Consider the following 8,302-nt stretch of genomic DNA (forward strand, 5'->3'; position numbering starts at 1 on the left):
GGTACGTCACCCCGCTCGAAACGAGGATCTTGCTCAGGCAGGACCTCACCCCCGCAGCCTAAAAACCCGCTGTCCAGGCCCCAGGGGGAACTTCACAGTGAGGATCACGACGGTCTTGCCTGCGGCTACGTCCCACAGTCACACGGTGCTATCACGGCTTGCGGTGGCAAGAGTGTGACTGGGCCCTTGCCGAAAACCTTATCCGCCCTGGTGGGAGCTTGGTGTGCGGGGTGTGCGGGGTCTGGGGCCCGGGGGCTCGAATTGGTCCTCTCGCGCGGCTGGTGACCGCCCCGGCATGATTGCCGGTCGTGCTGGGGCGATTGGCTTACCTGACCGTGACGAACGCGTTCGCGATGCTGCGTCTGCTGCCGATGAGCGATCGGGACAAGGACGCGGAGATCCTCGCCTTGCGCCATCAGATCACGGTGCTGGAGCGCCAACTCGGTGGCGAGAGGGTACGGTTCACCCCGAGCGATCGCGCGTTCTTGGCGGCGTTGCTGCATCGGATGCCGGTCGAGGTGCTGCGCAGGGTGCGGCTGCTGGTGCGTCCGGACACGGTGCTGCGCTGGCACCGCGATCTGGTCGCACGCCGCCATGCGGCCCGGTCCCGGCCGAAGCGCTCGGGACGGCCGCGGACCGTGCGCTGCATCCGCGCCCTGGTCCTGCGGCTCGCCCAAGAGAATCCCGGCTGGGGGTATCGCCGCATCCACGGTGAACTTCTCGTTCTCGGGATCAAGGTGGCCGCCTCCACCGTCTGGGAAATCCTCAAGGAGGCCGGGATTGATCCGGCGCCCGAACGGGCCTCCAGCACGTGGTCGGACTTCCTGCGCTCGCAGGCCGACGCCCTGTTGGCGTGCGACTTCCTGGAGACGGTCACGCTGTCCGGGGCACGGCTGTATGTGTTCGCGGTGATCGAGCACGCCAGCCGGCGGATCAGGATCCTGGGCGCCACCGCGCACCCGACCGCCGCGTGGGTGACGCAAGTCGCGAAGAACCTCGTCATGGACCTCGAAGACGCCGAATGCCGGGCAAGGTTCCTGATCCGTGACCGCGACGGGAAGTTCCCCGCCCTGTTTGACACCGTCCTCAAGGACGCGGGGATCGAGGTCGTGCTCAGCGCCGTACGGATGCCGCGCATGAACTCGATCACGGAAAGATGGGTGCAGACCTGCCGGCGTGAGCTGCTGGACCGCACCTTGATCTGGAACCAGCGGCACCTGCTCCACGCCCTACGCGAGTTCGAAGAGTTCTACAACTCCCACCGGCCGCATCAGGGCATCGCCAACGCCCGCCCTCTGCACGCGCTGCCGGTCCCGATCACCGATCCGGAGCAGATCACCCGCCTCGACATACGAAAACGCGAACGACTCGGCGGCATCCTCCACGAGTACCAACATGCCGCCTGAACTGGGCGGATGAGGTTTTCGGGAGCAGCAGGGTCATCAAGACAATCGCCCGCGACGCCTACGGCTTCCACAACCCCGGCAACCAGCGCTTACGCACCCGCTGCGCGACCACCCGTCGAGCCCGTGGACACCTCGATGCCCGCTAAAATGGTTGAGCCCTCACCCTGCAATCGTGTTGGCTAGCGGCACCGAACTGTCAGTACCGCAGGTGTCCGCTTGGCTGTAGCAGGGAGTTAAACGTGCAGGACATTGTTGTCGACCCGGTTGCCCACAATCGGGCAGCCTGGGACAAGTATGTCCAAGAGGGCAACGAGTGGTCGAGGCCGGTGAGTGCTGAGGATGTCGAGCGCGCCCGCATGGGCGACTGGTCGATTGTTCTCATCGGGCGTGAGCCAGTCGACCGCTCCTGGCTGCCGACGGACCTGACCGGCAAGGACGTGTTGTGCCTGGCCTCCGGCGGTGGCCAGCAGGGTCCGATCCTCGCCGCCGCAGGGGCGCGGGTCACCGTATTCGACAACTCACCCCGCCAGCTCGGCCAGGACCAGATGGTGGCGGCGCGCGACGGACTCGAGCTGCGCACCGTCCTAGGCGACATGCGCGACCTCAGCGCCTTCGGCGACGCAACATTCGACGTCGTATTCCATCCGGTCTCTAACCTATTCGTACCAGACTTGGCGGCGGTGTGGCGTGAGTGCTTCCGCGTCCTGCGACCGGGCGGAACTCTGCTCGTGGGCTTCCTCAACCCTGATGTGTACTTGTTCGACCACGAGGCGCTCGACGAGCGCGGCGAGCTGATCGTCGTGCACAAGCTGCCCTACAGCGATGTCACGCAGTACTCCGCCGAGGAACGTGCCACGAAGTTCGGTGCGGATGCCGCTCTTGAATACAGCCACACCCTCACCGACCAGATTGGCGGGCAACTCGCCGCGGGGTTCGTCCTCACCGGCTTCGCGGAAGCGCCGCACCAATCCAACGCATCCGCTCAATACATGTCGAACTATTTTGCGACGCTGGCGGTCAAGCCGGGCTGACCCAGCCGTGGGGCCGAGGACAAGCTGCGCCGGCTGAGCATCCAGGTGGCCACCCACCCGTACTGGGCGACCCTCGACAGCGGGGTGGTGGACGCCAGAATGGCTCTCAAGCACGTCCACGAGACCGTGGACAAGGCGCCGTAGTCGTGCCCGACCCCGGGGCGATATCCCGCCTCGACAAGCTCCGGGCTCTTGAGGAGTGGCTGGATTGGCAGCTGCGCCAGACCCGCGGCCGGATCCGGGAGATTGAGGCCCAGGAGCGGCAGGGGCATCGGCAGGGGAGCAGCGGGCGCGGGAGCAGCGCGAGCAGGAGAAGCCGCGGACCGCGGAGCGGCGTGGCAGGGAGCGGCGCCCGAGTACCCCGGACTGGGGTATCGACGACATCGCTATCGGCACTCTGCGGCCCGAGGTCCACCGCGGTGACTGTTTCGCCGCCGGAAAACGGCTGCGGGCAATCAGCCGGGAGGAGGCCCTCGCCGCTCTCGCCGACGGGACCCAGGCATGCGACGTGTGCCGGCCAGACGCCGTGCTCGGCGCGCCGCGGTGAGCCCCTGACGTCCGGATGCGTCAGGCGGGCGTTGTCACGTTGTTGAGGGTGTTGGCGCTTGGTGGGGCGTCGGGGTGTGCTGGGGCCGGGTTCCGGCTCCGCGCTCAGGCCGTGGCGGGCAGGCCGGCGGTGCCGGTGGTCTGCTCCCAGATCGCGATGCGGACGGTCATTTCGGCGCGGTGGTCGGTGGCGGTCATCAGGTGGCGTCGGGGTCGGAAGTGGGGTGAGATGCCGCTGAGCGCGGCCAGGAACCGTTGGGCTCCGCCGGCGCTGCGGAGGCCCTTCATGGCGCGTTCTCGTTGCCGGGTCGGCTGGTGGGAGTTCTCGGCCCGGTTGTTCAGCCCCTTGTGGCAGCGGTGCTCCACGGAGGGCATCACCTCGCGGTGGGCGGCCCCGTAGCTGCGGAGCTTGTGCGTGACCACCACCCGCGGCACCGAGCGGGTCTTCTTGAGGAGCTTGCGGAAGAAACGCCTGGCCGCGGCCTTGTCGCGTCTGTTCTGCACCAGGATGTCCAGCACGTTGCCGTCCTGGTCCACCGCGCGCCACAGGTACTGCAGCTCACCGTTGATCTTGATGAAGACCTCGTCCAGGTGCCATGTGCCGCCGGGCCGGGGACGCCGGCGACGCAGCGCGTTGGCGTGGGCCTGACCGAACTTCCGGCACCACCGGCGGACGGTTTCGCAGGAGACGACCACGCCGCGCTCGAGCATCAGTTCCTCGACCTCACGGAACGACAGCGGGAACCGGTGGCACAGCCACACGCAGTGGGAGATGATCTCGACGGGGTACCGGTGCCCCCGGTGCGACGGCGACACGGACGACACGAGCAGTCCCCTCCCCGATACGACCTCCACGACGATCATCCCACGCCGGTCAGCCAGCGTGACAACGCCCTGGGCACGTCTGGGAGCACCAGCGCTCCACAGGATTGCCGAGGACCTTGCCCTCAGCGTCACCGACCACTGGAGATACGGCCACCGACGCTTCCTTGTCCTCGGCCGCCAGGACTCGGTCTCGGGACTTCGCTGATGACGCGGGGCCGCCTCGCCACGCGCAGCGGGGAGACGCGACGTACGCCGACCGGATGCCGAGTGCGGGGCGCGGCACCAGGCCGTGCCATCCGGTCGGGGCAACTGCCGGCAACTGGCATGTGCGATGCGCCGATCGTGCTGATTGGCTGGAGGTGAATCCGCTGTTCAGGGAGGCTGGGATCCATGACACCCGTCAGGCACCTGAAGAGACCTGCGGCGCAGGCAACTGCTCACGTCGTCCCAGCCGGGCCGCGTCCGGCCCAAGGCAGACGGGCTGTAACGCATGAGTACGCGGCCGATCGGTGACCACGCCCTGCTGTCCGACTGCCGCTCGGCCGCGCTGGTGACCTCCGACGGCTCGGTGGACTGGCTGTGCCTGCCCCGGTTCGACAGCCCGGCGATCTTCGCCCGGCTCCTCGACGAGGATGCTGGCCACTGGTCCATCCGCCCTATCACCGGCCCGGTCGACATCAGCCGCCGTTATATCGAGGACACCCTCGTTCTGGAGACGGTCTTCCGCACGACCGGGGGTACGGCGGTCCTGCGGGATGCCCTTGCCCTGGGACGTCGCGAACGCGGGCACGCGCTTGGCACCGCGTCCCCCGGAACGCTGCTGCGGCAGATCACCTGCACCGAAGGGCGGGTGGACATCGAGATCGCCTACGCGCCGCGCCCGGAGTTCGGGCTCGTCCACCCGCTCTTCTCAGCCGTGCGAGGCGGGCTCGCGTCGTACGGGGGCGCCCATGTTCTGCTGCTGTCGAGCCCCGTCGACCTACAGGTGAGCGGCTCCACAGCGCACGGCCGAATCCCGCTCTCGGCGGGGCACCGCCTCGGGTTCGCCCTGCACGTCAGGCCGGCGTGGGAAAGGGAGTCGGTGGGCTGGCGGGCAGGGCGGATCCGGCACCGCATGTCCGACACCATCGAAGGCTGGCGCTCCTGGTCAAAGCTCCACCGCGGCTACGTCGGCCCCTGGCAGGACGAGGTGGGCCACAGCGGACGCGTGCTGCGAGCCCTGACCTTCGCTCCCACCGGGGCCATCGTCGCCGCGGCCACCACCTCCCTGCCCGAGAAAGCGGGCGGGACGCGCAACTGGGACTACCGCTACACCTGGGTCCGCGACGCGAGCTTCACCCTGCAAGCGCTCGCCACGGCCGCCTGCGAGAAGGAGAAGAACCGGTTCTTCGGCTTCCTCGCCCGGGCTGCGGCAACCCAACTTGACCGCGGCGTCGACCTGCAGATCATGTACGGCATCGGCGGAGAACGTGATCTGAGCGAGCGGCTCCTGCCCCACCTGACCGGCTGGCGCAACAGCGGCCCCGTTCGGATCGGCAACGACGCCTGGCGTCAACGCCAACTCGACGTCTACGGCGAACTCCTCGACGCCGCCCACGAGTGCCTCCCACCCGGGGAGCGCCTGGACCCGCTCACCCGCGCCTTCCTGGTCCAGGCGGCCGACACAGCCGCCCGCCGCTGGACCGAGCCCGACCAGGGCATCTGGGAGAGGCGCGGACCGAGCAGACACTTCCTGCACTCGAAGCTAATGTGCTGGGTCGCCCTGGACCGCGCCATCTCCATGGCCCCCGCCCTCCAGGCCCACGAACGCGTACCCCGCTGGCGCCACGAGCGAGACAACGTCCGCCAAGCCATCGAAGAGCGAGGCTGGAGCCCCCGTTCGGGCGCCTTCACCCAGGCTTTCGGCAGTGACGAACTGGACGCCTCGGCGCTGATGCTGCCCATCGTCGGCTTCCTGCCTCCGCAGGACCCTCGCGTCCAGTCCACCGTGCTCGCCGTCGCCACCCAGCTCACCGACCGCAACGGCCTAGTCCGCCGCTACCTCGGCGACGAGATCGAGGAAGCGGAAGGAGCCTTCCTGCTCTGCACCTTCTGGTTCGCCCACGCTCTCGCCCTGACCGGTCATGTCGTCCGTGCACGGCAGGTGTTCCAGGCCACTCTCGCACACGCCAACGACGTTGGCCTGCTTGCCGAGGAGACGGACCCCGCCACGGGAGAAGCCCTCGGTAACTACCCCCAAGCCTTCAGCCACATCGGACTCATCAACGCCGCCCGTGCCATCCGCGACGCCGGGCAGCAGCCCCCATCGCAAGGAGTCGAGTAAGACCGGTCCCCGACATGGATCGGGGACTGCCGCACGTACGCCGCTGGGGGGCGGACCAGCGTGGATGAATCATCTTGCGCACCCACCTCTCTACAGTGGGCGGCATGCGAGGACACCCGACCCTGGCAACCGTCGCGGCCACGGCGGCACTGCTGGCGTGCGCTTCCTGCTCCGGCACATCAGAGCCCGCCCCCGGCGCAAACACGTCCTCCACGGCCACCACGCGCACCACCACTGCGCCCGCCGGACCCCTCACCCTCACCCGGGGACAGGGATTCGACCGCACCGGAGCGTTCACCTCGCTCATGACCTGCGACGATCCAAGGGATTACTCGCCAGGTCTGAACTTCGTGAACGTGCCGCCCGGAACACGGGAACTCGCCCTGACCATGGTCGACCTCGATATCCACAAGATTCACTGGCTCCAGCTCGGAATCCCTCCAAGTGCCCACGGAATCGGTGCCCACCACCTTCTCTCAGGTGCCCGTGAGGCACTCAACGACTTCGGGGAGGCCACCTACGACGGACCATGCCCACCCCACGGCAGCACCCACAGGTACCAGCTGACGCTGTACGCGCTCCACGAACCGATGCCCACCTCCTTCGACGGCAGCACGCCGCCTGCCCGGACCCTGCAGGAGATCAAGCGGCGAGCCTTCGCCTCGGCGGTGCTCGTGGTCCCCTACACACGCCACTGACGCAAGATTCAGCGATCAGGCAACCCAACGGCGTTGTCACGTTGGCTGACTGGCGTGAGATGTTCTTCGTGGAGGTCGTATCGGGGAGGGGCCTGCTCGTGTCGTCCGTGTCGCCGTCGTACCGGGGGCACCGGTACCCCGTCGAGATCATCTCCCACTGCGTGTGGCTGTACCACCGGTTCCCAGATCACTCGGACCGGGACGCCGCCCTTACTCCGGCGCAGCGGGCCGCTGCCGTCCACGCCCACCAGCAGGCCGCGATGCCGCAGGAGTACCTGGAGGGTCGCACAACGGACCCCGCGACGTGGATGAATTCGCCGCAGAACCTCGCCCGTCTCGCCGCGTTCACCCACGCGTCCGACGCCCGCGGCCGCAGGGTCGAAGAACAGGCGGACCAGGCGAAGCAGGCCCCGGCCGTCGACCCGGGCAGTCAGCAGCAGCACCACACGGCGCAGCCCGAGCAGAGCAGAGGAGCGGGCCGCGACCGCTGAAGGGGATGCCAACCGGCCAGGGCGTGGCTGACCTGCGACTTCACCCGCGAGCCCCGGCGGCCCGGACTGAGAATCGGGGCGTTGGCACCCGGCACGGGAGGAACCTTGACCGACCTGCACGAACCCCTGGAACTGCTCGACAGCTACCCCGACGAACTGCCCCCGCCCCGCGATCGCGGCGACGTGAACCTGGTGGGCCTGCTCAGCGTCGCCGACGACCTCGCCCGCAGCCTGTCGGCGCTGAAGATCCGGGTGCAGCCCTATGACCCGAAGACCTCGCTCGTCAGCGCTGAGGAAGGCGCGCGAGAACCTGGAGAAGGAAGTCGACCGCCTTCTGGGCAAGGCCGTCTACCTCCAGCGGCACGCCCACGCCGCGATGCTCGGGCGGTGCGTGCTCGGTGCGGACTCCAAGGAGGACTGCTCCGCCGAGGGCGCCCGTCTCCAGCTCAACGTCTGGGACGACACCACCCGCAGGGACATCGTCGAAGACGGCACCACCGGCTGCGTCGCCCACACCGTCGAAGCCGCCCGCCGGACCATGGCCGACCCCGCCAGCCGCAAGATCCTGCTCGCCTTCGTCCACGACGACGAAGGAGCCACCGTCTCCCGCGCCCTCGGACTGGGGCCGGACGACACCGAGCAGTTCCTGTACCGGGGCCTGACCCTGCGCCCGGAACACCGCGCCGGCTGACCCCTCACCGTTCCCTGCGGCCGCGCCCTGGCCGCCACGCACCCCTCGCATTGGAGCGCCACGTTGACCTACGAGGCCCGCGACCTGAACCTGACCGACCCGACGAAGGGCTACCTGAACTTCGTCCTCTACACCGAAGCCCGGCTGAGCGTCGCCTCGGGATCCCCTTACGAACAGCCGTCAAGAACGTCTGTTCCCCGGGGTCGGGGGGGGCCGGGGTAAAAACGCCCCCGGGCAACCCCCCCCCGCGGGTGTGTGTGGGGGTGATATAGGTGTGGGGGGGGGGGGTTA

Annotated in this window: 7 protein-coding genes and 1 pseudogene; 7 read left to right on the forward strand and 1 reads right to left on the reverse strand. The window is 68.5% G+C overall.

The window, feature by feature from the left end; translation table 11 throughout:
- The first annotated feature begins 308 nt into the window (after nucleotides 1-308).
- From AB0915_RS36840 to AB0915_RS36850, 3 genes are all read left to right on the forward strand, one after another.
- A complete protein-coding gene (locus AB0915_RS36840) occupies nucleotides 309-1,406 on the forward strand; it encodes an integrase core domain-containing protein (protein WP_366695430.1) in 1,098 nt (365 codons plus the stop codon).
- 239 nt (nucleotides 1,407-1,645) lie between these two features.
- Entirely contained in the window at nucleotides 1,646-2,437 is a 792-nt protein-coding gene (locus AB0915_RS36845) for a class I SAM-dependent methyltransferase (protein WP_366695432.1), read from the forward strand.
- Nucleotides 2,438-2,834: 397 nt separating this feature from the next.
- Nucleotides 2,835-2,984, forward strand: coding sequence for a DUF6233 domain-containing protein (locus AB0915_RS36850; RefSeq protein ID WP_366695442.1), 150 nt, complete (start codon nucleotides 2,835-2,837; stop codon nucleotides 2,982-2,984).
- 104 nt (nucleotides 2,985-3,088) lie between these two features.
- Here the strand turns inward: AB0915_RS36850 and AB0915_RS36855 are convergent, their stop codons facing one another.
- Nucleotides 3,089-3,847, reverse strand: coding sequence for an IS6 family transposase (locus AB0915_RS36855; RefSeq protein ID WP_366695434.1), 759 nt, complete (start codon nucleotides 3,845-3,847; stop codon nucleotides 3,089-3,091).
- Between the two features lie 451 nt (nucleotides 3,848-4,298).
- Here AB0915_RS36855 and AB0915_RS36860 point away from each other — a divergent pair, with 451 nt between their 5' ends.
- From AB0915_RS36860 to AB0915_RS36875, 4 genes and pseudogenes are all read left to right on the forward strand, one after another.
- On the forward strand, nucleotides 4,299-6,131 hold the full coding sequence (locus AB0915_RS36860) for a glycoside hydrolase family 15 protein (protein WP_366695436.1): 1,833 nt from the start codon (nucleotides 4,299-4,301) through the stop codon (nucleotides 6,129-6,131).
- 104 nt (nucleotides 6,132-6,235) lie between these two features.
- Entirely contained in the window at nucleotides 6,236-6,829 is a 594-nt protein-coding gene (locus AB0915_RS36865; RefSeq protein ID WP_366695438.1) for a YbhB/YbcL family Raf kinase inhibitor-like protein, read from the forward strand.
- 98 nt (nucleotides 6,830-6,927) lie between these two features.
- Nucleotides 6,928-7,014: pseudogene (locus tag AB0915_RS36870) on the forward strand (IS6 family transposase); the annotation flags it as partial.
- 568 nt (nucleotides 7,015-7,582) lie between these two features.
- On the forward strand, nucleotides 7,583-8,011 hold the full coding sequence (locus tag AB0915_RS36875; protein ID WP_366695440.1) for a hypothetical protein: 429 nt from the start codon (nucleotides 7,583-7,585) through the stop codon (nucleotides 8,009-8,011).
- The last annotated feature ends 291 nt before the right edge of the window (nucleotides 8,012-8,302 follow it).

Source organism: Streptomyces sp. NPDC048411, from assembly GCF_040704695.1.
GTDB lineage: Bacteria > Actinomycetota > Actinomycetes > Streptomycetales > Streptomycetaceae > Streptomyces.